Source organism: Streptomyces sp. NPDC040405, assembly GCF_055595765.1.
This window is the reverse complement of the sequence record NZ_JBVIVI010000004.1, coordinates 556,507-579,393: the sequence shown is the minus strand read 5'-3', so window position 1 is coordinate 579,393 and position 22,887 is coordinate 556,507. Positions and strand designations below refer to the sequence as shown.

Here is a 22,887-nt window from a genome sequence, read left to right as displayed (position 1 = left end):
TCCTCCCATCCGGTCCCATCCGGTACGACAGGGAGGCGACATATGTCCACCGGAATGACCACCGGTACGACCACCGCACCCACCATCGCGATCGTCGGAGGAGGGCTGGGCGGGCTGACGCTGGCGCGCGTCCTGCACACCCACGGCATCGCCTCGACCGTCTACGAAGGGGACGCGACACCGACCACCCGCGACCAGGGCGGCACGCTGGACCTGGACGAGGAGTCCGGCCAGCGCGCGCTGGGCGCCGCCGGGCTGCTGGAGGAGTTCCGGGAGCTCAGCCGCCCCGAGGGCGGCGAGCTGCGCCTGCTCGGCAAGGACGGATCCACCCTGTTCCACGAGCCCGCTCCGGACGGCGGCGGCGACCGCCCCGAGATCGACCGGTACGCGCTGCGGGGGCTGCTGCTGGACTCGCTGCCGAGGGGGACGGTCCGCTGGGGACGCAAGGTCCGTACCGTCGCCGTCCCCGCGGCGGGACGCCCCACGCTCACCCTGGCCGACGGCGAGACTGTGGAGGCGGACCTGCTGGTCGGCGCCGACGGGGCCTGGTCGCGGGTCCGGCCGCTGCTGTCCGGCGCCCGGCCGGTCTACTCCGGCGTGACCCTGATGGACGGACAGCTGGCGGACGTCGACACCCGGCACCGTGCCCTCGCCGAACTCGTCGGCCACGGCACGATGTTCGCCCTCGGCGACGAGAAGGGGGTGATCGCGCAGCGCATGGGCGGGGAGCGCATCCGCGTCTACAGCACCGTCAAGGTCCCCGAGGCGTGGGCCGGTACGGAGGCCGCCGCCGTGAAGCGCGTCCTGGACCTCTTCCCCGACTGGGACGCCGCGCTGCGCGCGCTGATCGCCGACAGCGACAGCCCCCTCGTCCCCCGGCCCCTCCACGCCCTGCCCGTCGGACACCGCTGGGACCGGGTGCCCGGCGTCACCCTCCTGGGCGACGCCGCCCATCTGATGTCCCCGTTCGCCGGTGCGGGCGCCAACCTCGCCATGCTCGACGGCGCCGAACTCGCCGGTGCGATCGCCGCCCACGCCGACCTGGACACGGCGCTGACCGCGTACGAAACGGCCCTCTTCCCGCGCAGCGAGAGCACGGCCGCCCTCTCGGCCGCCAACCTCGACGCCTTCTTCCGGCCCGACGGGCCGCACCTCGCGCGGGACCTCTTCACCTCATACACAGCCTCAGGAGACGACGCCCGATGACCACACCGCTCCAGCCCTATCCCGGCCTTCCGCTGACCCTGACGGACACGGGCGAGGGACGGCCCGTCCTGCTGCTGCACGGCGGCGCCGGTCCGGCCAGCGTGGCCGCGATCACGGACCACTTCGCGCCCACCCACCGGGTGCTGACCCCCACCCATCCGGGCTGGGACGACACTCCTCGGCCCGACTGGTTCGCCGGGGTCGACGGCCTCGTGGAGACGTACCTCGACCTGCTGGACGACCTCCGGCTGCACGACGTCCTGGTCCTGGGCAGCTCCTTCGGCGGCTGGCTCGCCGCCGAGATGGCCGTACGCGACCGGGGCCGCCGCCGCATCGGGCAGCTGGTGCTCGTGGGGGCCATCGGACCGGAGGTCCCGGAGCACGAGGTGCGGATGCCGGTCCCGGCGCCCCACACCCCGGGCCCGTCCCCGGAGGCCATCCGCACCATGCTGGCCTACACCGGCCCGGCCCTGGCCGACCCGAAGCTGCTGCACCGGCTCGGCCGCGTCACGGTGCCCACCCTGGCGGTGTGGGGCGAGAACGACGCCGTGGTCACCCCCGGCTTCGGCCGCGCGTACGCCACCGCCATCCCGGACGCCCGCTTCGAGGTGATCCCCGGCGCGGGCCACCTCCCCTGGCGGGAGGCGCCGGACGCCACGTTCGCCGCCATCGACGCGTTCGTGGCCACCGGGGACGGGCCGGGCCTAGGACGCTAGGACAGCCATTCGGTGTAGTGGGTGGGGGCGAGGCGGGCATCCCCCTTGGTGATGAGGGCATCGCCGCGGATGGCGGCGAACATCCCGGCGGTGTCGTCCAGGACGACGGTGCGGCTGTCGGAACGCGCGTTCAGCGTGACCCGGCCCAGCTCGTCGAGGGTGAAGACATCGGGCCCGCCGATGTCGCGGGTGCCGTTCAGCGGGGTGCCCACGGCGACTTCGGCGACGGCGTCGGCGACGTCCTGCGCGGCGATCGGCTGGATGGGCGTGGCGGGCAGGCGGACGGTGTCGCCCTCGGTGGTCCAGGACAGGACCGCGTCCATGAACTCCATGAACTGCGTGACGCGGACGATGGAATAAGGGGTCGCCCCGGCCTTGAGGATGTCTTCCTGGAGAACCTTGGCCCGGTAGTAGTCGAGCTCGGGCACCAGTTCCGCGCCGACGATCGACAGGATGACGATGTGCCGCGCCCCGCCCTTCTCGGCGGCGGCCAGCAGGTTGTCCATCGAGGTTTGGAAGAACGCCGCGGAGGCATCGTCGAAGGTGGGGGAATTCGTCAGGTTGATGACGACGTCGGCACCGGCCACCCCCTCGGCCAAACCCTTGCCGGTGATGATGTCGACCCCTGTGGACTGCGAGCACGGCACGGCCTCGTGGCCCGCCGCGTTCAGATTCCGCACGACCTTCGAACCGATCAGGCCGGTACCGCCGATAACTGCGATCTTCATGGTCACCTTCTTTTCTTCATGTCAGGCGGGGCGCGGAGCGCGTCTGTCTTTACGTCGGGCCAGCTCCTCGTCGTCCACCAGGGTCAGCATGGGCTGGCCCGGTGCGCACATCATCGTGACGAGGAAGCGGCTCCAGGAATCCGTTCGGTTGTTCCCGTCCTGGTAGTGGATGACGTCGCCGCCCGGCTCCCAGAACGACTCTCCGGCCCTGACCACTCGCTCCGGCTCGCCTTCGAGCTCGAAGAGCATTTCCCCTTCGAGCATGTATCCGAATGCGGGGCCGGAGTGCCGGTGCGGAGGGGTTCCCGGGTCACCCGGGGGAAATTCGACCAGGACGGTCATCACGTCGACTCCCTCCGGGACGAATGGCGGCTTTGCCGTCTGGAGCGTGGTCAGCGCCGTCTTCCACGCTTCGGACCGTGACTTCTTGTTCTGCTCGGTGCTCGACATGAGTCATAAGTAAAGACCGGAGCGGCCTTTTTGTTCGTGACGACCCGCCCACCGGCTGTCCGTCGGCTATCCGTCGACGAAAGCGACAGTCTCGGCGAGCGGCGCCCGGTCCGTGCGGGCGTCCTCCACCGCGGCGTCCTCGTATCCGATCGACATGCCGCAGAAGAGCATCAGCTCGTCCGGGGGCGACAGGACCTCCGCGACGGTGCGGTGGAACTTCGCCCACGCCATCTGCGCGCAGCTGTGCAGCCCTTCGGCGCGGAGCAGCAGCATGACGGTCTGCAGATACATGCCGACGTCGGACCACTGGGCGGGGCCCAGGCCGCGGTCGATGTAGCAGAACAGGGCGGCGGGCGCGCCGAAGCAGTCCCAGTTCGCGGAGGCGGCCCGCTGGCGCGCCTCCAGATCCCCGCGCGAAACGCCGAGCGCGCCGTAGCGCTGTGCCCCGAAGGCGGATCGGCGCTCGTCGTACGGGGACTTCAGCCGGGGCGGGTACTGCTCGTACTCCGGCTCGTCCCAGGGGTCGCCCGCGGCCAGCCGCTCACCGGCGCGCTTCTTCAGCTCGGCCAGCGGCGCGCCGGTCACCACGTAGGCGTGCCACGGCTGGAGGTTCGACCCGGACGGCGCCCACGCCGCGGCGGACAGCACGCGCTCCAGCGTCTCTCGCGGTACGGGCCGGTCGGTGAAGCCGCGCACGGCGCGTCGGCTGGTGACCGCCTCATAGACGTCCAAGATCGCCCACCTCTCAGGTGTGTCAGCGCATCGACCTTCGTTGCACTCACAACAGTATCACTCGATACCATCTCGGGCGAGACTTCTGCGGTCGAGAGCGCGACCGGCCAGGTCAAGGGGGGCGGGTCCGGAAGGCGGCGCTTACGCCTCGTCGTCTGCGGGATGAGCGGGATGGGCGGGGTGGGCGAACCGGGTCAGCAGCTCCGTCAGCCGCTCCGACTCGCCGAGGCCCAGTTCGGCGACCAGCCGCCCGGCCAGCGGCTCCGCCGCCACATGGGCCGCGTCGAACAGCTCGACGCCCCGCGGCGTGATCTCCACCGCCCGCACCCGCCGGTCCCCCGGAACGGTCTTGCGCACGGCCAGCCCCTGGCGCTCCAGGTCGTCCACGATCCGCATGATGCCCGCCTTGTCCGACCCCGTCGCCGTCGCCAAGTCCCGCTGTACGGTGGGCCCTTGGTTGACCAGCACGATCAGCACGGAAAAGTGCCGCAGCTCGATGCCGAACGGCCGTAGCGCCTCCGCCATCACGGCGGCCACGCGCGCGTGCGCCCGGCGCAACAGCAGGCCGAGGGCGAAGGGCGACTGGTCCCCGGGGCGGTCTGTCGCACGCGAGACGGTGCTCTTGCGGGGAAGGTCGGCGGTCACTTTCGCGACGGTATCACCTGAGATCATTGGCGGCGGGTCGCGGCATCGGCCCGCGGTGCAGACTGAGGGCATGAGCGGACCCAGGGTGCGACTGCGCGCGGTGAGCCGGGACGACCTCGCGGTCTTCTTCGACTATCACCGGGACGCGGAGGCCAACCGGATGGCGGCCTTCACCGCCGAGAACCCGGACGACCGGCGGGCCTTCGACGAGCGGTGGGACCGGATCCTCGGCGATGACACCGTGGTCAAGCGGACGGTGCTGTACGACGGGCGGGTGGCCGGGAACCTGCTGGGGTTCGAGCAGTACGGCGACCCGTCGGTCGGGTACTGGATCGGGCGCGAGCACTGGGGCAAGGGGATCGCCACCCGCGCGCTGGCCGCGTTCCTGGAGGAGGTGCCAGGGCGCCCGCTGTACGCCCGGGCCGCCGTGGACAACGCCGGTTCCCTGCGGGTGCTGGAGAAGTGCGGGTTCCGGGTGGCCCGGGAAGAGCGCGCGTACGCGGCGGCGCGGGGCCGGGAGATCGGCGAGCTGGTGCTGATCCTGGGGGCGGTCGGCCAAGGGCGATGAGCGCGAGGCCCGCCGCCGGGGGGCCACGGCCGAGGGGGCCATCGGAGTGAGAGGATCGGACCCGACGGTGTGGTACGTGCGCGACGGGAGGCACCGCGTGTCGGTGGAGATCACCTGGTGGGGGCATGCCACCGCGACCGTGCGGGACTCCGGCGTGACGGTGCTGACCGATCCCCTCTTCGTACGGCGGCTGGCCCATCTGCGCCGCCGCCGCGGGCCCGTGCCGCCGCCGGACGCGGCGGTGGCCGACGTCGCGCTCGTCTCGCATCTGCACGCCGACCATCTGCACCTCGGCTCGCTGGCCCGGCTGTGGCCCGGCACCCGGCTGGTCGTGCCGTACGGCGCCGGGCGGGCCGTGCCGGGGCTGCGGCGGGTGGCCGCGGCGGGCGATCTGCGGGTCACCGAGGTGCGGCCGGGCGACGAGGTGTCGGTCGGCGACGTACGGATCCGGGCCGTGCCCGCCGCCCACGACGGCCGCCGCCTGCCGTTCGGCCCGCACCGGGCGCCCGCGCTCGGGTATGTGCTGCACGGCGAGGCCACCACGTACTTCGCGGGCGACACCGGGCTGTTCGACGCGATGGCGGACGCGGTCGGCCCGTGCGACGTGGCGCTGCTGCCGGTCGGCGGCTGGGGCCCGTACCTGGGCCACGGCCACCTCGACGCGGGCCGCGCCGCCGAGGCCCTGGCCCGGCTGGGGGCGCGCAGCGCGGTGCCGGTGCACTACGGGACGTACTGGCCGATCGGCATGGACGCCGTGCGGCCGCATGAATTCCACGCACCGGGCGACGACTTCGTCCGCCACGCGGGGCGGCTGGCCCCCGACGCGTCGGTGCACCGGCTGCGGCACGGCGAGTGCGTGCGGCTGGAGCCCGCCAGGTGATAGGCGAGCTGGCACGCCTTCCGGCCGAGTCCACCCAGCAGGCGGTGGGCTATCCGTCGCTGTTCCTGCTGGTGGTGCTGGGGTCGCTGGTGCCGGTGGTGCCGACCGGGGCGGTGGTCAGCTCGGCGGCTGTGGTGGCGATCCACCAGTCCTCGCCGTTCTCACTGCTGTTCGTCTTCTGCGTCGCCTCGGCGGCCGCGTTCTCCGGGGACCTCGCGCTGTACTGGCTGGGGCGGCGCGGGGTGCGGTCCAAAAACGGCTCGCGGTGGCTGGAGCGCATCCACGACCATGCGGCGCCGGAACGGCTGGACCAGGCGCGGACGAAGCTGACCGAGCACGGGGTGGCGGTGCTCGTCCTGTCCCGGCTGGTCCCGGCGGGCCGGGTCCCGGTGATGCTGGCCTGTCTGCTGGCCCGCTGGCCGCTGCGGAGGTTCGCGCGTGGGGCGGGTCCGGCGGCGCTGGCGTGGGCCGCGACGTATCAGTTGATCGGGCTGTTGGGGGGTTCGCTGTTCCGTGAGCCGTGGCAGGGGGTGGTGGCGGCGGTGCTCCTCACCGTGGCGGTGAGCCTGGCCCCGGGCGCGTGGCGCCGCATTGCGCGGCGCCACGGCGCGCGTTAGGTGCCGGGGCTCCGCCCCGGACCCCGGTCCTCAAACGCCGGACGGGCTTGATGTGGTACAGGTTCGCCGTCAGGCGCCAAGGCGCAGCACCTCGCGCAGGACCTCCGTCAGCAGGGCGTTCGGGTCGGACGCCAGCCGCTCCGCGCGCCAGGCCACGAAGCCGTCAGGGCGGACCAGGACGGCGCCGTCGGGGGCGGTGCCGTGGAGTTCGGCCCAGTCGGTGCCCTCCTCGGGGGCCAGCTCGTGGTCCGGTTCCGTGCCGACGCGGTAGCAGTCGAGGGGGACGCCGAGGGCGTCGGCGGCGCCGCGGCCCGCCTCGTGCCAGGCGGCGCCGCCCGGGCCGGTGAGCAGCACGCAGGTGCGCTCGTACAGGTCGAGGGTGGAGAGCCGGACCCCGCAGCGGTGGACCCACATGTGGGGGGCGCGGCTGCCGGGCTCGGCGGAGATCTCGAAGCGGTCGGGGACGGCCGGGGCGGCGGGGTCGGCGCCGAGGACCGCGCCGTTCGCGTAGCGGTAGCCCATCGCGACGGCCATGACGTTGCTCTGCGGGCCCGCGGTCGGCGGGGCGGAGTAGCCGGGGTGGCTGTGCTCGGCCGAGCGGGAGGCGGCCCGGGCGCTGGTGGCCCGGGCGACGGGCTGCCGTTCGGCGCCGTAGGTCTCCAGCAGGGCGGGCCCCGCCCAGCCGCCGAGGACGGCGGCGAGTTTCCAGGCGAGGTTGTGGGCGTCCTGGATGCCGGTGTTGGAGCCGAAGGCGCCGGTGGGGGACATCTCGTGGGCGGAGTCCCCGGCGAGGAAGACGCGGCCGGAGCCGTACGCGTCGGCCACCCGCTCGGCCGCGTGCCAGGGCGCCTTGCCGGTGATCTCGACCTCCAGGTCCGGCATGCCGACGGCGGTGCGGATGTGCTGGGCGCAGCGCTCGTCGGTGAACTCCTCCAGCGTTTCGCCGCGCTCGGGGTGCCAGGGGGCGTGGAAGACCCACTGCTCCTGGTTGTCGACGGGCAGCAGCGCCCCGTCGGCCTCGGGGTTGGTGAGGTAGCAGGCGATGAAGCGGCGGTCGCCGACCACGTCGGCGAGGCGCTTGGCGCGGAAGGTGATGGACACGTTGTGGAACAGCTCGCCGTGTCCGCTCTGGCCGATGCCGAGGGCCTCGCGCACCGGGCTGCGGGGGCCGTCGGCGGCGATGAGGTAGTCGGCGCGGACGGTGGAGCGGGTCTCGGTGCTGCGGTCCAGGATGACGGCGGTGACCCCGTCGGCGTCCTGCTCGAAGGAGAGCAGCTCGCTGCCGAAGCGGAGGTCGCCGCCGAGGTCCTGGGCGGCCCTGAGCAGGACGGGTTCGAGGTCGTTCTGGCTGCACAGACACCATGCGGACGGGCTGATACGGGCGGCCTTGCCGCCCGGGTCGATGTCCCGGAAGAGCCAGTTGTGCTCGGTTCCGGCGAGCGACGGGGTCTGCATGATGCCGTGGTTGTCGGCCAGGACGGCCGCCGCCTCGCGGATCGCGGACTCCACTCCGGCGGTGCGGTACAGCTCCATCGTGCGGATGTTGTTCCCCCGCCCGCGCGGGTGGTGGGAGGTCCGCGGGTGCTTCTCGACGAGCAGGTGGCCGATCTCCAGACGGCCCAGGAACAGTGAGGCGGACAGGCCCACCAGGGAGCCTCCCGCGATGAGTACGGGCACGCGTGTCGCAGTGTCGGCAAGACGGTTCATCTTGCTGCTATGCCCGGTGTTTCGAGGCCCGTTCGGGGCTCTGACCAGGCGTTCGCTCAGATGGCTCACAAATCTCGCGCCATACGTGGGAGCGCCCCACGATCGGTCTGACGGGCGGCGCATCCAAGGAAGGACGCATCCCCTAGGAGGAGTGGAATATGAGCACCCTGCCCCAGACTCCACAGCACACCACGACACCATCCACGACCACGCGGTCCTCGCAGTCCTCACTCGCCGATTCACGGCTGCGCGTGGTGCTGCTACTGGATGTGCGCAGCGGTGCCGAGGAGCGTTTTCTGCGCGCGTACGACGAGCTGTGCCAGCAGGTGGCCTCGGTTCCGGGGCATCTCAGCGACCAGTTGTGCCAGTCGATCGAGGACCCCTCCAAGTGGCTGATCACCAGCGAGTGGGAGAGCGCCCCGCCCTTCCTGGCCTGGGTGGACAGCGAGGCGCACCGGGAGATGGTCAAGCCCATGCACGGCTGTGTGGAGGACACCCGCTCGCTGCGGTTCGGCATCCTGCGGGAGACCGACAAGCCGGGCCGGGGGGCCGCGACCACCCGGGGGCGGCTGCAGGCCGCGCCGAGGATCGGCGACGGCCTGGTCCGGCACGGTCTGACGTTCACCGTGAAGCCCGGCACGGAGAAGGACGTGGCGGCAATCCTCGCCGACTACTCCTCGGTGGAGACGCGGGTCGACGACAACACCCGGCTCTGCCGCACGTCGCTGTTCATGATCGGCAACCGCGTGGTCCGGACCGTCGAGGTGAAGGGCGACCTGGTGGCGGCGCTGCGCCATGTGTCGCAGCAGCCCGAGGTGCGTGCGGTGGAGGCGGCCGTCAACCCGTATCTGGAGGAGCCGCGCGACATGGACGACCCGGACGCGGCACGGGAGTTCTTCTTTCGGGCGGCGCTTCCGGTGGTGCACCATCTGACGGCGGTGAACGGGGCGAACGGCCAAGCTCCCGCGGGACCACTGCGGCGGCACGCCCTGTGCTACCCGGTCCGGGAGGGCTCCGGCACGGCCGTCGCCCGGCTGCTGGCCCGCCAGGACGAGCTGGCGATGAACAGCGGTACGACGCCCCTGGTGAGCAGCACGATCTTCCAGCAGGAGGACGTCGTCGTGCGGATGGTCGACATGCGGGCGCCGATCGACCAGGACCCCGCGCTGGCGGTCGGGGTCGGCGGCAAGCGTGCCGCGGCGGTGCTGAGCCGCCTTGTCGAACGCGGCCCGGACCGGGATCTGGCGCACGAGGACGGGCTGCGGCGCTTCCTCGCGGACTGCGACATGGAGCCGGTCACCGACCGCCGGGCGGCGGACTACTGACAGTTCCCTCTCCTTCTTTGCGGCTTTCACGCTTTACGTCCCCTGTCACGTTCCATGTCCGGAGGCACCGATCATGACCACGCAGTCCCCTCACATCGTCGACCTCGCCGACGTCGCTCACAACACGCGGCGCGGCGGCGATCTGCGCGCCATGCTCACCCCGAGCACGGTTGGCGCCACCAGCGGCTTCATGGGCCTGGCCCTCATCGGGCCGGGTGAGCGCATCGGTGAGCACTACCACCCGTACTCCGAGGAGTTCGTGTTCGTCGTCTGCGGTGACCTGGAGGTGGACCTGGACGGGACCGCCCACCAACTCCGCCCCGACCAGGGCCTGCTGATCCCTCGCGACATGCGGCACCGCTTCCGCAACGTCGGTGACACCGAGGCCCGGATGGTCTTCCATCTGGGCCCGCTGGCCCCCCGTCCCGAGCTGGGGCACGTGGACACGGAGGCCACCGAACCTGCCGAGGCGTCATCGTGACGCGACGGGTGGCGATCACCGGGCTCGGCGTGGTCGCTCCGGGGGGCGTGGGTGTTCCGGCCTTCTGGGACATGCTCACCTCCGGGCGTACGGCGACGCGCGGTATCACGCTCTTCGACCCCGCGGGCTTCCGTTCGCGGATCGCCGCCGAATGCGACTTCGATCCGGTGGCCGCCGGGCTGGCCGCGGAGCAGGTCGAACGCTCCGACCGCTACGTGCAGTTCGCGCTGGCGGCTTCCAAGGAGGCCGTGCGGGACGCGGGCCTTACGACCGGCGGCGACCAGTGGCGTACGGGCGTGTCGCTGGGCACCGCGGTCGGCGGCACCACCCGGCTGGAGCGCGACTACGTCGAGGTCAGCAACAAGGGCGAGTCCTGGAACGTGGACCACCGGCGGGCCGGGCCGCATCTGCACCGGGCGTTCTCGCCCAGCGCGCTGGCCTCCGGGGTGGCGGAACTGATCGGGGCGCAGGGGCCGGTGCAGACCGTCTCGACGGGCTGCACCTCGGGTCTGGACGCGATCGGGTACGGCTTCCAGGCGATCGAGGAGAACCGGGCCGACGTATGCGTCGCGGGCGCGGCGGACTCCCCCATCTCCCCCATCACGGTGGCCTGTTTCGACGCGATCAAGGCGACCTCGGCCAACAACGACGACCCCGAGCACGCGTCGCGGCCGTTCGACGCGCGCCGCGACGGCTTCGTGCTGGGCGAGGGCGCCGCCGTGCTGATCCTGGAGGAGCTGGAGCACGCGCGCGCCCGCGGCGCCCGGATCTACTGCGAGATCAGGGGGTTCGCCACCTACGGCAACGCGTACCACATGACCGGGCTGACCCGGGAGGGCCTGGAGATGTCCGAGGCCATCGACCACGCCCTGGGCCACGCCCGGATCAACAGCTCCGACATCGACTACGTCAACGCGCACGGCTCCGGCACCCAGCAGAACGACCGCCACGAGACGGCCGCCGTCAAGCGCTCGCTGGGCGATCACGCGTACCGGACGCCGATGAGTTCGATCAAATCCATGGTGGGGCATTCGCTGGGCGCCATCGGGGCCATCGAGATCGTGGCCTGCACCCTGGCCCTCGCGCACGGTGTGGTGCCGCCCACGGCCAACTACGAGAATCCCGATCCCGAGTGCGATCTGGACTATGTGCCGCGCACCGCCCGCTCCCTGCCGCTGCGCCATGTGCTCTCGGTGGGCAGCGGGTTCGGCGGCTTCCAGTCCGCGGTCGTGCTCAGTCATGGGGGTGCGTCATGAACCCGACCGTGAAGACGACCAGCAGGACCAGGAAGCACATCCGGGGCGCGGCGATCACCGGGATGGGGATCGTGGCGCCCAACGGCGTGGGCACGGACGCCTTCTGGAAGGGCGTACGCGAGGGGATCACCTTCCTCGACCAGCTCACCCGCGAGGGCTGCGAGGACTTCCCGCTGCGGGTCGCGGGCCAGGTCAGCGGCTTCGAGCCGGGGTCGCTGATCGAGGAGCGGTATCTCGTCCAGACCGACCGCTTCACCCACTTCGCGATGGCCGCGGCCGAGCTGGCGCTGGACGACGCGAAGCTGCCGCGCCGGGAGATGTCGCCGTTCGCGGTGGGCGTGGTGACCGCGTCCGGCTCCGGCGGCGGCGAGTTCGGCCAGCGCGAGCTGCAGCAGCTGTGGGGCAAGGGGCCGCGCTATGTGGGCCCGTACCAGTCCATCGCCTGGTTCTACGCGGCCAGCACCGGCCAGATCTCCATCCGCGGCGGGTTCAAGGGCCCGTGCGGGGTGCTGGCCAACGACGAGGCGGGCGGCCTGGACGCGCTCGCGCACGCCTGCCGGTCCATCCGGCACGGGGCGGACGCGATCGTGGTGGGCGCCGCCGAGGCGCCGCTCGCCCCGTACTCGGTGGTCTGCCAGCTGGGGTACGAGGAGATGAGCCTCGCCCGGGACGCGGGCCGGGCCTATCTGCCGTTCACCGCCGACGCCTGCGGCTTCGCGCCGGGCGAGGGCGGGGCGATGCTCATCGTCGAGGAGGAGGGCGCGGCGCAGCGCCGCGGGGCCCGCGTGCGCGGCCGGATCCTCGGCCACGGCGCGACCTTCACCGGCCCCTCGCAGTGGGAGCGGTCCCGGGAGGGCCTCGCGCAGGCCATCCGCGCCGCGCTGGCCGAGGCCGGGTGCGCCCCGGAGGAGATCGACGTGGTGTTCGCGGACGCCATCGGCACCCCGGAGGCGGACCGCGCCGAGGCCCTGGCCATCGCCGACGCGCTCGGCGCCCATGGCACCCGGGTGCCGGTGACCGCCCCCAAGACCGGCTTCGGCCGGGCGTACTGCGCGGCTCCGGTGCTGGACGTGGCGGCTGCGGTGCTCGCCATGGAACACCGCGTCGTGCCGCCCACTCCGTACGTCACCGACGTATGTCATGACCTCGACCTCGTCACCGGCAGTTCCCGGGCCGCCCAGCCGCGGACCGCGCTGGTGCTGAGCCGAGGGCTCATGGGTTGCAACGCGGCGCTCGTGCTCCGCGGCCCGGAAGGAGATATCTGATGACCAGTCAACTGTCCTATGGCGACCTGGCCTCGCTCATGAAGCGCTGTGCCGGACTGACCGTCGACCCGGACCGGATGCGCACCCGGCCGGACTCCACGTTCGAGGAGTACGGGCTGGACTCGCTCGGCCTGCTCGCGATCGTCGGCGAGCTGGAGAACCGGTACGGCACCCCCATCGAGCCCGGAGCCGAGAGCGCCAAGACGCCCGGCGACTTCCTCGACGTCATCAACACCTCACTCACCACGGGAGCATGAGATGACCGGCCACACCGACAACGAGATCCTGATCAAGGCCCCCATGGACCTCGTCTGGGACATGACGAACGACCTGGAGAACTGGCCGAACCTCTTCAGCGAGTACGCGTCGGTCGAGGTGCTCCAGCGGAACGGGGACACCACCACCTTCCGGCTGACCATGCACCCCGACGAGAACGGCAAGGTGTGGAGCTGGGTCTCCGAGCGCGAGACGGCCCGCGACGTACGGACCGTCTGGGCGCGCCGGGTGGAGACCGGGCCGTTCGCCTTCATGAACATCCGCTGGGAGTACGAGGAGGAGCCCGAGGGCACCCGCATGCGGTGGACCCAGGACTTCGAGATGAAGCCGGACGCACCGGTCGACGACGCCGGAATGACCGAGCACATCAACCGGAACTCCAAAATCCAGATGGAGCTGATCCGGGAGAAAATCGAACAGCGCGCCCGCGCGCGGGTGGAGGCGTGAGGGAAATGCACCGTGAACTGATCGTGGCCCGGATGAAGGAGAATGCGGCGCCGGACATAGCCGCCGTCTTCGACGAGTCCGACCGCCGTGGGGAACTGCCGGGGCTGATAGGCGTGCGGGGCCGGAGTCTGTTCCAGTTCGGTGAGCTGTATCTGCACCTGATCGAGGCCGACCGGCCGCCGGGACCTGAGGTCGCGCGGGTGGCCGGCCATCCGGAGTTCCGCGCCATCAGCGAACGGCTCACGGCCTATGTACAGGCCTACGACCCGGCGACCTGGCGGGAGCCGAAGGACGCCATGGCGAGCGAGTTCTACCGCTGGGAGCGCTAGGAACCGGGCCGGGCGACTGCCCGGCCCGCTTTATTCGAACCGGCTGCCCGCATACGCGCGGAGGCCGGTTTCGGCGTTTACGGGAAAGCCGAAAAGCCTGTCGGCCAATCAGATGATTCACCGTCAGCCCGTTCGCGCGGCATAAGAGTGATCAACGGCCGGAACTCCACTCGGAGGGCTTACATCCATCAGATTTGCTGGCCGCGTCAGGTGGCAGCCGGGCCACTCTTCGCTGACGGTGGTTAAGACGCCGACGCGATCCCTTTGTCTGGCAAATGGTCAGTAATCGCGCCGGTGCCGGAAGGAATGACTCATGCGATCTACTCGCGCACTCTTCGCCGGGGCGGCGATTGCCGCCACCCTGACCCTGGGCGCCCCCGCCGCCGCGTTCGCTGCCGACGTCTCGGACCCGGGCGGTCACGGCGGGTACTCGAGCAGCCAGGAGTCCTCCGAGGACGGCTACGGTCAGAGCGGCAGCTCCTGGAAGGACAAGGACAAGGACCAGAAGGAAGAGCACGGGAAGGAAGAGCCGAAGGGCAAGGACGAGGACCCCAGCCAGCACGACTGGTCCGACAGCGGCAGCAAGGGCAAGGACGAGGACCCGAGCGAGCACGACTGGTCCGGGAAGGGCAAGGACGAGGACCCGAGCAAGCACGAGTGGTCGGGCAAGAAGGACGACCACAGCTGGGACGGCGGGTCCTGGAAGAGCCACGAGAAGCCGAAGGGCGGTGTCCACACCGGTGGTGGCGGCATGGCCACCACGGGCAGCGGCATGGCCGCCGGTTCGGTTCTGCTCCTCGGCGGGCTCGGCGCCGGCGCCTACGCCCTGCGTCGCCGCAAGCCGTCCGGCACCGCTATCTGAGCCTGACGCTTCCGAAAGAACCCGTGCTGCCGTGGCACCACCGCTCGCTTCGGCGGAGGTGCCACGGCAGCGCCACGAACGGGCGCTGTGAGAAAGGCGAACACCCGCATGGGCAACCAGGGCAAGCAGGGCGGTACTGACGGCAACAACAACACCCGCACGCTCCGATGGGCCGCGGCCTCGGCCCTCATCGGTGTCTTCCTGATCTACAACTCGGTCGACGCGTCCTCCCAGTCCTCCTCCCCGGTGGCACCGGCCACGCCCGCGGTCACCTCCTCGGAGGAGGCGGATTCGCAGCCGGAGACGGCGGAGGTGCCCCCGGCGGGGGCCGACTCCCAGGCGCCGGCGTCCAAGCCCGCGTCCCGGCCGGGGCCCGCGCTGCCGCGGTCGGCCCCGAACCAGCTGGACATCCCCTCGATCGGCGTGACCGCCCCGTTCACCGCGCTGTCGCTCAACCGCGCGGGAACACTGGTCCCGCCGCCCGACACCGACAACAACCTCGTCGGCTGGTACAAGGCCGGTCCCTCCCCCGGTGAGCGCGGCAACGCCATCGTGGCCGGACACGTGGACACCAAGACCGGCCCCGCGGTGTTCTCCATGCTCAGCACCCTGAAGGCGGGGGCCAAGGTGACCATCACCCGCGACGACGGCATCCTCGCCACGTTCGTCGTCGACGAGGTGCGGACGTTCAAGAAGAAGGACTTCCCGGACCGGGAGGTGTACGGGGACACCAACGACGCCCAGCTGCGCGTGATCACCTGTGGCGGTGTGTACGACCACACCGCGAAGGACTACACGGCGAACGTGGTGGCCTTCGCCCACCTCACCTCGTTCCGCTGGGCCTGAGCCCACACCGGAACCCCACAGCGGAACCTCTCACCGAAAACCCTCACCGAAAACCACGAAGGTGCCCGCGGGTGCGGGCACCTTCGTCGCGCTGTGCGCACCGGCGGCTAGCCGGGCACCGTGCTGTCGATGGCGTGCAGATACGCGTTGACGGGACGGCTCTCGGTGACGTTCAGCCCGGCCTCGGTCATCCGCGCCACCAGGCTGTCCGTGGTGTGCTTGCGGCCGCCCACGTTGAGCAGCAGGAACAGGTCCATGGCCGTGGTGAACGAGGAGCGGCTGTTGTCGATGAGGTTCTCGATGACGAGGACCCGGGCACCGGGGCGCGCGGCCGCGACCACGTTGGCGAGCGTGCGGCGGGTGTTCTCGTCGTTCCATTCCAGGATGTTCTTGATGATGTAGAGATCGGCCTGAACGGGGATCTCCCGGCGGCAGTCCCCCGGCACCAGCGTGGCCCGCTCCGCCAGCGCGCCGCCGTCCCGCAGCCGGGCATCGGCGCCCGCCACCACCTGCGGCAGGTCCAGCAGGGTGCCGCGCAGATCGGGGCGCTTCTCCAGGAGGCTGGCCAGCACATGGCCCTGGCCGCCGCCGATGTCGGCGACCTCCTTGATGCCGTCGAGGTCGATGAAGGCCGCGACATCGGCCGCGGACTGCCTGCTGGAGGTGGTCATCGCCCGGTCGAAGACCTCGGCCGACTCGGGCGCGTCCTCGTGCAGATAGGTGAAGAAGTCCTTGCCGTAGAAGTCGTTGAAGACGACGCCGCCGGAGCGCACCGCCCGGTCCAGCCGCGGCCAGACCTCCCACGTCCACGGCTCGGTGCACCACAGGGAGATGTACCGCAGGCTGCGCGGGGCGTCCTCGCGCAGCAGCCGGGACATGTCGGTGTGGACGAAGCGGCCGTCGTCGGTCTCCGCGAAGATCCCGCAGCAGGCCAGGGCCCGCAGCAGGCGGCACAGCGGGTCGGGTTCGGCGTCCACCGTGGCGGCGAGTTCGCCGATGGAGGTGGGCTCCTCCCCCAGCGCGTCGGCGACGCGCAGCCGGGCGGCGGCGCGTACGGCGGCGGACCGGGCGGCGCCGAAAGCGATCTCCCGCAGCTGCATGGCCGCGGCCTGGGACGCGGCCGCCGGGGTGCCGGGGGCGGTGCCGTCGGGGTCGGTGCTGTCGGGGGCCGGGGTGGCAGTGGTGGTCATGACGCCGCCTCTCAGCACCGGCCGGTGGGCACCGACAGCGTGCAGACGTTGCCGGTGAAGGTGTTGCCGGGGCCCTTGTCCCGGTCGGCCATGTCGGCGGGCTTGTTGCCGGTGAGCACGTTGCGGCTGATGGCGTTCTTGCTGTTCGCGATGCCGACGACGCTCTTGAACAGCACGATCCCGCCGGACATGGGCGAGGTGCCGACGTTGTTGTGCACCTGGTTGCCGGTCACCCGGGTGGTCTCGGCGCCGGTGAGCACGATGCCCGCGCCCTGGATGAACGGCAGCCGGGCGTTGGGCGCGCAGTAGGCGTTGTTCGCGTGGACGGCGTTGTGGGCCACCGTCAGGTCACCGGCGCGCGGCTTGGACTCGTCGCCCACGACGAACACCCCGCCGCAGTTGCCGGTGGCGGTGTTCTGCTCGACGGTCAGGTTGCGCAGCCGCCGCACCACGACGCCGATCCGGTTGCCGGTCAGCCGGTTCTCGGCGACCCGGGTGCCCTTGGCGTCGGTGGCGCCGCCCTCGGCGTCGACGGTGTTCGCGAGGAAGATGCCCGATTCCTTGTTGTTGCGGGAGATGTTGCGGAGGAAGGTGCCACGGGTGGACAGCTGCTGGCCGATGCCCTGCTGCCCGTTCTTCTCGGCGAGGGTGTGGCGTACGTCCATCCGGACGGTGCGCGAGCCCCAGATGCCGTTCTTGGGGAAGCCGGTGACGGTCAGCGAGCGGATCCGGACATTGCTGACGGGGTGTTGGGCCGTACCGGTGACGCATACCCCGTGTCCGGCCTTGCCGCAGGCGTTGGCCGACGCCTTGGCGGGCGCAGTGAGGACGGTCGTGCGGCCCACCCCGCGCAGGGTCAGGCGGCTCTTGGTGATCTGCACGTTCTCCTGGTAGACACCGGCCCGCAGCTGGATGGTGTCGCCGGGCCGGGCCGCCTTCACCGCAGCCTGGATCGACTGGCCCGGTTTGACGGTGTGCACGGTGGGGGCCGGGGCGGCGTGGGCGCCCGGCAGCTGGGTGAGTTCGATGGCGAGGGCGGCCGTGAGGCCCGCGACGTAGCGAAGCTTTCGTGTGCGCATGAACAGGAAGTTATGGGCGAGATGCACCACTCGCCACTTATTCCCCGCGTGGGCTATCCGCCCCTTCGGCCGCTACTCCAGCACCCGGGAGCCGCCCACCGGCAGGTCCCACAGCTCCTCGCGGGGGCGGCCCGTCGCCTCGAAGGCGGCACGGACCCGGTGCAGGGGCTCCAGCGGCGGTTCGGCGGCGAGCAGGAACGTCGACCAGTGCATGGGGACCAGCGTCCGCGCCCCGAGGTCCAGATACGCCCGTACGGCCTCGTCGGGATCGGTGTGCACCGGACGGAGCATCCAGCGCGGTTCGTACGCGCCGACCGGCAGCAGCGCCAGGTCGATGTCCGGGTAGCGGTGGCCGATCTCCCGGAACCAGTGGCCGTAGCCGGTGTCGCCCGCGAAGTACACCCGCTGCCCGTCGGGCGCGGTGACGACCCATCCGCCCCACAGCGACCGGCAGGTGTCGGTCAGGGTGCGCTTGCTCCAGTGGTGCGCGGGGACGAAGTCGAAGCGCACCGGGCCGCCCTCGCCCGGCAGTTCGGCCGCCTCCCACCAGTCCAGCTCGGTCACCCGGGTGAACCGGCGCGCCCGGAACCACCCGCCGAGACCGGCCGGAACGAACAGCGGCGTGGCCCGGGGCAGCCGCTTGAGGGTGGGCGCGTCGAGGTGGTCGTAGTGGTTGTGGCTGATGACCACCGCGTCGACGCGCGGCAGATCCTCCCAGCGCACCCCGGGCGGGGTGACCCGGGGCGGGGTGCCGAGGATCCTGCGGGACCAGACGGGGTCGGTGAGCACGGTCAGCCCGCCGGTCCGCAGCACCCAACTCGCGTGCCCCGCCCAGGTCAGCGCCGTCTGCGCGGGGCCGGTCGGCGGCAGCGGGCCCGGCGCGAAGGGAAGGTCCGGGATCTGGCGCAGGCTCTCCACCGGCGGCCGCAGCCGCCCCTCGCGGGCCAGCCGGGCGAGGGCGCGCACCCCGGGCAGCGGGGAGGTGAGCCGGTGGACGAACGACCTCGGCCAGGTGCGGACCTCGCCGAGCGGGCGAGGGGCGGGCAGCGGCGGCGGCGCGAGGGGAGTCGGCTGCCCCGCAGCGGGGTGCCCCGCGCCGGGCGGCCGCGCCGGGAGGGGCGACCGGGACGGGCCGCGGTCCTCACCCGCTTCGGTGGGTTCGGCCTGGTCGGTCATGGGACGCGCTCCCTCCACGGTCGGCCGGTCATGGCGCCCCGGCCCGGACGAGCTGACGGAAGACCGCCTCGAAGGCGGCCAACTCCTCGGCCACCGAGGGAAGTCGCAGCGGATCCGGGGCGGCCAGCGCGGCGAGCCGCAGCTCGTCCGACGCCCCGAGCAACGGCAGCGTCGACAGCCGGACCCGCAGGGTGTGCGGCGGGTCGCCGAACCGGTGGCCACCGGCCACCGCCGGGCCGAGCCGCGCGGCCAGTTCGCGCTCCAGCTCCACCGAATCGGTGAGGGAGCGGGCGGCGAGCACCCCGCGCAGCTCGTCGAGGTCCGCGTACAGCTGACGGCCCGCCTGGGGCGGGCGGCAGAGCGCGCCGACGGCGGTCAGCGCCCGGTACGCCGCGGCCGCCACCGCCCCGTGCGCGCGGGCGGCGGCGGCCATCCGGCCGCGCACCGGCTCGGGCTCGGTGAGCGCGTAGGCGGCGGCCACCGAGACCGGCGCGGGCAGCCCGGCCCGTACGGCGGTGAGCGTGGACAGCACCCTGGTGCGCAGCTCCGCGCCGCGCCCGGTGGCCGGGAACCGGGCCACCGCGGCGGGCCAGCCGACCGGGGTGAAGGCGCCCGCGAGGTCGGTGAGCACGACCACGTCCTCAGGTGCCATCTCGGCGGGGCTCAGCAGCACCGTGCCGTGCGGATGGTGCACCGTGTCCCGCCACGTCTCGTCGCTCACGATCAGCAGCCCCTCGGCCACCGCCGCCTCGCACACCTCGTGCAGCAGCTCGGGCGGGGCCACCGTGCCGGTCGGGTCGTCGGCGACGGACAGCAGCAGGATGCGCGCCGCCCCGCCCTCGGCCCGGACCCGGCGGACGGTCTCCAGCAGCGCGAACGGATCGGGCAGCCCGCCGCACTCGGCCGGTACGGGGGCGTGGTGCCCGCGCCGCCCCACCAGCCGCACCAGCGGCTCGTACCAGGCGGCGCAGGGGCGGGGCAGCAGCACGTCGCCGCCGGGCGCCGAGGCGAGCAGCGCGAGCAGCAGCGGCTCGGCGCCGGGGGCGGCCACGACGTGCTCGGGGTCGGTCCACAGCCCGCGCCGCGACCAGTAGCCGCAGGCGGCCGTGCACAGGTCGACGGAGCCGCCGACCGGCTCCGGCGCGACCCGGTCCGCGGCCGCCGCGAAGCACGCGGCCAGCTCCGGGAGGACCGGCAGCCCGCCGTCGTCCCGGTCAGCCGGGGCCGGTGCGGTCCACTGCCGTTGCATCCGTCCACACCTTTCGTGTGTGTGCCGACGCTGTCCACCTTCGCAGATCCGCGGTGGCGGCGGCGTGGGACGACACCCGGGAGGCGGGACGGTCAGGAGGAGTCGTCCTGGTCCAGGGCGATCAGCCGGCTCTCCAGGCCGCGGCCACGGGTCCGTACGACCGTCTCGGCCACGTTCACCAGCTTGCGGTTCGTCCGCTGCGAGGTCCGGCGCAGCAGGTCGAAGGCGCGGTCGGCGTCGCACCCCAGTACGTACATCACGATCCCGCACGCCTGGTCGACCACCGGGCGCGACCGCAGCGCCGCGTCCAGCTGGTCCACCTGGGCGAGGGCGGCGCGGTAGAGGCGGTCCCGGGCCAGGGACTCGGTGGTGAGGTCGCCGAGCAGTTCGGTGGCGCCCTGGGCCGCCTCCGCCAGGGGGCCGGGCCGCAGGCCGTAGACGGAGATCGTGACGGTCAGCCCGTCACATTCGAACGGCAGCGTCGCGCTCGACCGCACCCCCGCGTCCAGCGCCCGGGCCCGGAAGCGCGGCCAGCGCAGATCGTGCAGCAGATCGTCGGCGCCCGCCGGGCGGCCGGTGTCCAGGGCGGCCAGGATCGGCCCCTCGCCCGACATCATCTGCACGGACACCAGCGCCGAGAGATCGGGGTGGGTGGCGGCGATCGTCCGGTCGTCCTCCGCGTCGACGGCGGGCCCCTGGGGAAGGAGCGCCGTGGCGGTCGCCCCGCAGCTGGCCGGAGTGCACGAGGCGGCCTGTTCCGCCAGCTCCGCGAGCCCCCGGCCGAGCGAGGGGGCATCGGGCTGGCACTGCGGACGGCTGTACGAGCGTTCGGGCATCGCCGACTCCGGTCCTTTCCTGGGGTAGAGGTCGCGGAGGTCCCTTTCGGTCGGCTTCCCGCTGCCTTGCGCGGAAAACAACACCCGGCGGATGCGGCGCCGCCCGCCGGGCTAACGTATGCCCATGTCCCGGGCGCAGGATTATGGTGCAGAACTCACGGATTTCCGCAGACGTGTCGATGAATTGCGGACGGCGAGGGCGCTGCCTTCGCAAGAGCGGCTGTCCTTGCTGGACGCCGCTCTTTTCGAGCTCCAGCACGTGGTCGACGTGCTCTGGCCGCGGTACGAGGAGCTGGCCGCGGCGAGCCGCGCCCCCTCGGGAGGACGGGGCGATCCCCACGAACAGCAGCTGCTGCGCGCCCTGTTCCAGCGACTGCCGATTCCAGTCGTCCTGCTGGACCGGGAGTCCGTCGTCCGTCGTATGAACTTTGCGGCGACCCAACTGTTCAACACCCGCGCCGGATACGCCACCGGCCGCCCGCTGACGTCGTCGCTGCGCCGCGACGGACAGGCGGCGCTGCGGTCGCAAGTGGCGGCGGTGGCGCGCGGGGAGGGCGGGCGGAGCCTGACCGTGTATCTGTCGCAGCCGGGGCCGGACGGCGGCGTCCGGGTGACGCTGGCGGCCCTGCGGCCGCCGGGCGAGCCGCAACCGGCGGTGCTGGCCGCCTTCCAGCCGGAGCGCGGGACCCCGGTGGCCGTCTCCTCGGCCACGCTCGCGGTGCCCAGGTCCGCCAGGAAGGACACGGTGGACGGGACGGCCGCGCAACCGGATCTGGCCGAGGTGACGCGCCACGCCGAACTGCTGGACCTGGTGGACGACATGGCGACCGCGCTGCTGCGGGTCACCCTCGCGGGCGGCGGGCCGGACGAGGTGCTGGAGCGGGCGGCGGAGCTGCTGCACGGCCGGTTCGCGGACTGGGTGATCGCCGACCTGGCCGAGAGCGCCACCGGCGCGCCGCGCCGGATGGTGGCGCTCGGCCCGCCGGAGGCGGCCGGTGAGCGCACGGCCTCGCTGGCCGGGCAGGATCCGGCCGGCTGCCCGCTGGTGGCCGACGCGCTGGACGACGGGGTGTCGGCCCTGCGGGTGAGCCCGCCGGACGCGAACGCCTTCGGCCGGGACGCCACGGGCGCGCCCGTGCTCGTCCGGGAGGAGGTCACCTCGCTGCTGTGCATCCCGCTGCGGGTCTCCCCCACGTCCCCGGTCCACGGCGCGCTCACGCTGTTCCGTACGGGCGGGCGGCGCGCCTTCGAGATGGCGGAGGCGGGCGCGGCGGACCGCGTCTCCCGCCATATCGCGCTGGCCCTCAGCCGCCCCCGGGTCCGGGAGGGCTGACCGTCCCCGCGCTTCAGGCCGCGTCGACTTCCTCGCCCAGGCGTTCGCAGGTGCGGCTGATCAGCCGGGAGACATGCATCTGGGAGAGGCCCATCCGGTCGGCGATGACGAGGGCTCCGGGGTGCCGAGGGTGTCGACGAGCGCGTACCCGCTGTCGGCGCCGCGCAGTTCGGCGTCCAGGGACAGCGGGCTGAAGCTCTCCAGCGCCTCCATCCCCGCCCGGACGTCCTCCTCGCTCATCCCGGTGCGCGCGGCGATGTCGGCGACGCACGGCGTACGGGCGTCCGGGGAGCGGGTCGGCCCCTGGACCGCCGTACGGAACGGTTGCGCGACTCCTGCACCCGGCGCGGGACGTGCAGGCCCCACGGGTGGTCGCGGAAGTGGCGCTTGACCTCGCCGACCACCGTCGGCACGGCGTAGCTCTCGAAGGCCGAGCCGCGGTCCGGGTCGTAGCCCTTGACGGCCTTGACCAGGCCGAGCGTGGCGACCTGGCGCAGGTCCTCGGCGGACTCGCCGCGGTTGCGGAACTGACCGGCCAGCCGCTCGGCCATCGGCGTCCAGGCGCGGGCGGCGTCCTGGCGCAGGGCTTCCTTCGACGGGCGGCCGCGCCTCCCTTGGGCTATGGTGTGTCACCTGGGAGCGAACCGGACAAATGAGGCGACCACTGTGGACACGCCTGTCGCAGCCG

25 protein-coding genes and 1 pseudogene are annotated in these 22,887 nt (G+C 72.5%); 15 read left to right on the top strand and 11 right to left on the bottom strand.

From position 1 onward, the window contains the following. Positions 1 to 42: 42 nt before the first annotated feature. Both ACZ59A_RS20290 and ACZ59A_RS20285 read left to right on the top strand, forming a co-directional pair. Positions 43 to 1,206, top strand: a complete 1,164-nt coding sequence (locus ACZ59A_RS20290) for an FAD-dependent oxidoreductase (RefSeq protein ID WP_470960465.1) — start codon at positions 43 to 45, stop codon at positions 1,204 to 1,206. Next, a complete protein-coding gene (locus ACZ59A_RS20285) occupies positions 1,203 to 1,922 on the top strand; it encodes an alpha/beta fold hydrolase (RefSeq protein ID WP_470960464.1) in 720 nt (239 codons plus the stop codon). The genes ACZ59A_RS20290 and ACZ59A_RS20285 overlap by 4 nt, the downstream gene beginning before the upstream one ends. Here ACZ59A_RS20285 and ACZ59A_RS20280 read toward each other — a convergent pair. The 4 genes from ACZ59A_RS20280 to ACZ59A_RS20265 form a co-directional block, all read right to left on the bottom strand. Next, a complete protein-coding gene (locus ACZ59A_RS20280) occupies positions 1,919 to 2,650 on the bottom strand; it encodes an SDR family oxidoreductase (RefSeq protein ID WP_470960463.1) in 732 nt (243 codons plus the stop codon). The two genes, ACZ59A_RS20285 and ACZ59A_RS20280, sit on opposite strands and share 4 nt — an antisense overlap. Before the next feature lie 21 nt (positions 2,651 to 2,671). Beyond that, entirely contained in the window at positions 2,672 to 3,100 is a 429-nt protein-coding gene (locus ACZ59A_RS20275; protein ID WP_470960462.1) for a cupin domain-containing protein, read from the bottom strand. A gap of 66 nt (positions 3,101 to 3,166) precedes the next feature. Continuing rightward, positions 3,167 to 3,832 carry a nitroreductase gene (locus ACZ59A_RS20270; RefSeq protein ID WP_470960461.1) on the bottom strand — a complete coding sequence of 222 codons (666 nt, stop codon included), beginning with the start codon at positions 3,830 to 3,832 and terminating at the stop codon, positions 3,167 to 3,169. A 141-nt stretch (positions 3,833 to 3,973) separates the two neighbouring features. Then, positions 3,974 to 4,477: a MarR family winged helix-turn-helix transcriptional regulator gene (locus ACZ59A_RS20265; RefSeq protein WP_470960460.1), complete on the bottom strand. Its 504-nt coding sequence runs from the start codon at positions 4,475 to 4,477 to the stop codon at positions 3,974 to 3,976. Positions 4,478 to 4,547: 70 nt separating this feature from the next. On the opposite strand from ACZ59A_RS20265, the gene ACZ59A_RS20260 reads away from it, so the two are divergent. The 3 genes from ACZ59A_RS20260 (at position 4,548) to ACZ59A_RS20250 (ending at position 6,542) form a co-directional block, all read left to right on the top strand. Further along, a complete protein-coding gene (locus tag ACZ59A_RS20260; protein WP_470960459.1) occupies positions 4,548 to 5,045 on the top strand; it encodes a GNAT family N-acetyltransferase in 498 nt (165 codons plus the stop codon). Between the two features lie 97 nt (positions 5,046 to 5,142). Continuing rightward, positions 5,143 to 5,925 (top strand): MBL fold metallo-hydrolase, encoded by a 783-nt coding sequence (locus tag ACZ59A_RS20255; protein WP_470960640.1) that lies wholly within the window; start codon positions 5,143 to 5,145, stop codon positions 5,923 to 5,925. Further along, positions 5,922 to 6,542 (top strand): DedA family protein, encoded by a 621-nt coding sequence (locus ACZ59A_RS20250; RefSeq protein WP_470960458.1) that lies wholly within the window; start codon positions 5,922 to 5,924, stop codon positions 6,540 to 6,542. Before ACZ59A_RS20255 ends, ACZ59A_RS20250 begins: the two co-directional genes overlap by 4 nt. A gap of 69 nt (positions 6,543 to 6,611) precedes the next feature. Here the strand turns inward: ACZ59A_RS20250 and ACZ59A_RS20245 are convergent, their stop codons facing one another. Then, positions 6,612 to 8,249 (bottom strand): FAD-dependent oxidoreductase, encoded by a 1,638-nt coding sequence (locus ACZ59A_RS20245; RefSeq protein ID WP_470960457.1) that lies wholly within the window; start codon positions 8,247 to 8,249, stop codon positions 6,612 to 6,614. Between the two features lie 158 nt (positions 8,250 to 8,407). Between ACZ59A_RS20245 and ACZ59A_RS20240 the strand changes: the two genes are divergently transcribed. From ACZ59A_RS20240 to ACZ59A_RS20200, 9 genes are all read left to right on the top strand, one after another. Then, positions 8,408 to 9,574 (top strand): SchA/CurD-like domain-containing protein, encoded by a 1,167-nt coding sequence (locus tag ACZ59A_RS20240; protein ID WP_470960456.1) that lies wholly within the window; start codon positions 8,408 to 8,410, stop codon positions 9,572 to 9,574. Between the two features lie 73 nt (positions 9,575 to 9,647). Next, a complete protein-coding gene (locus tag ACZ59A_RS20235; RefSeq protein ID WP_470960455.1) occupies positions 9,648 to 10,055 on the top strand; it encodes a cupin domain-containing protein in 408 nt (135 codons plus the stop codon). Further along, positions 10,052 to 11,311 (top strand): beta-ketoacyl-[acyl-carrier-protein] synthase family protein, encoded by a 1,260-nt coding sequence (locus ACZ59A_RS20230; protein WP_470960454.1) that lies wholly within the window; start codon positions 10,052 to 10,054, stop codon positions 11,309 to 11,311. The genes ACZ59A_RS20235 and ACZ59A_RS20230 overlap by 4 nt, the downstream gene beginning before the upstream one ends. Further along, positions 11,308 to 12,576 (top strand): ketosynthase chain-length factor, encoded by a 1,269-nt coding sequence (locus tag ACZ59A_RS20225; RefSeq protein ID WP_470960453.1) that lies wholly within the window; start codon positions 11,308 to 11,310, stop codon positions 12,574 to 12,576. Before ACZ59A_RS20230 ends, ACZ59A_RS20225 begins: the two co-directional genes overlap by 4 nt. Beyond that, positions 12,576 to 12,833, top strand: coding sequence for an acyl carrier protein (locus ACZ59A_RS20220; protein ID WP_468047140.1), 258 nt, complete (start codon positions 12,576 to 12,578; stop codon positions 12,831 to 12,833). The genes ACZ59A_RS20225 and ACZ59A_RS20220 overlap by 1 nt, the downstream gene beginning before the upstream one ends. A gap of 1 nt (position 12,834) precedes the next feature. Beyond that, positions 12,835 to 13,299, top strand: coding sequence for an SRPBCC family protein (locus ACZ59A_RS20215; RefSeq protein WP_468047143.1), 465 nt, complete (start codon positions 12,835 to 12,837; stop codon positions 13,297 to 13,299). Positions 13,300 to 13,304: 5 nt separating this feature from the next. Further along, positions 13,305 to 13,628, top strand: coding sequence for a TcmI family type II polyketide cyclase (locus tag ACZ59A_RS20210; protein ID WP_468047146.1), 324 nt, complete (start codon positions 13,305 to 13,307; stop codon positions 13,626 to 13,628). 313 nt (positions 13,629 to 13,941) lie between these two features. Continuing rightward, positions 13,942 to 14,490: a hypothetical protein gene (locus tag ACZ59A_RS20205; RefSeq protein WP_468047149.1), complete on the top strand. Its 549-nt coding sequence runs from the start codon at positions 13,942 to 13,944 to the stop codon at positions 14,488 to 14,490. An 87-nt stretch (positions 14,491 to 14,577) separates the two neighbouring features. Continuing rightward, the gene (locus tag ACZ59A_RS20200; RefSeq protein ID WP_470960452.1) at positions 14,578 to 15,336 is read left to right on the top strand and encodes a class F sortase; all 759 of its coding nucleotides are present in this window, start codon (positions 14,578 to 14,580) and stop codon (positions 15,334 to 15,336) included. A gap of 107 nt (positions 15,337 to 15,443) precedes the next feature. Here ACZ59A_RS20200 and ACZ59A_RS20195 read toward each other — a convergent pair whose 3' ends face one another. From ACZ59A_RS20195 to ACZ59A_RS20175, 5 genes are all read right to left on the bottom strand, one after another. Then, the gene (locus tag ACZ59A_RS20195; protein WP_470960451.1) at positions 15,444 to 16,526 is read right to left on the bottom strand and encodes a methyltransferase; all 1,083 of its coding nucleotides are present in this window, start codon (positions 16,524 to 16,526) and stop codon (positions 15,444 to 15,446) included. 11 nt (positions 16,527 to 16,537) lie between these two features. Beyond that, the gene (locus ACZ59A_RS20190) at positions 16,538 to 17,605 is read right to left on the bottom strand and encodes a right-handed parallel beta-helix repeat-containing protein (protein WP_470960450.1); all 1,068 of its coding nucleotides are present in this window, start codon (positions 17,603 to 17,605) and stop codon (positions 16,538 to 16,540) included. Positions 17,606 to 17,677: 72 nt separating this feature from the next. Next, on the bottom strand, positions 17,678 to 18,781 hold the full coding sequence (locus ACZ59A_RS20185; RefSeq protein ID WP_470960449.1) for an MBL fold metallo-hydrolase: 1,104 nt from the start codon (positions 18,779 to 18,781) through the stop codon (positions 17,678 to 17,680). Between the two features lie 28 nt (positions 18,782 to 18,809). Then, entirely contained in the window at positions 18,810 to 20,030 is a 1,221-nt protein-coding gene (locus ACZ59A_RS20180; RefSeq protein WP_470960448.1) for an aminotransferase class I/II-fold pyridoxal phosphate-dependent enzyme, read from the bottom strand. Between the two features lie 92 nt (positions 20,031 to 20,122). After that, positions 20,123 to 20,866, bottom strand: coding sequence for an ANTAR domain-containing response regulator (locus ACZ59A_RS20175; protein ID WP_470960447.1), 744 nt, complete (start codon positions 20,864 to 20,866; stop codon positions 20,123 to 20,125). Between the two features lie 124 nt (positions 20,867 to 20,990). On the opposite strand from ACZ59A_RS20175, the gene ACZ59A_RS20170 reads away from it, so the two are divergent. Next, a complete protein-coding gene (locus tag ACZ59A_RS20170; RefSeq protein WP_470960446.1) occupies positions 20,991 to 22,199 on the top strand; it encodes a PAS domain-containing protein in 1,209 nt (402 codons plus the stop codon). Positions 22,200 to 22,212: 13 nt separating this feature from the next. Here the strand turns inward: ACZ59A_RS20170 and ACZ59A_RS20165 are convergent. Further along, a pseudogene (locus ACZ59A_RS20165) lies at positions 22,213 to 22,822 on the bottom strand (sigma factor). Positions 22,823 to 22,887: the final 65 nt, after the last annotated feature.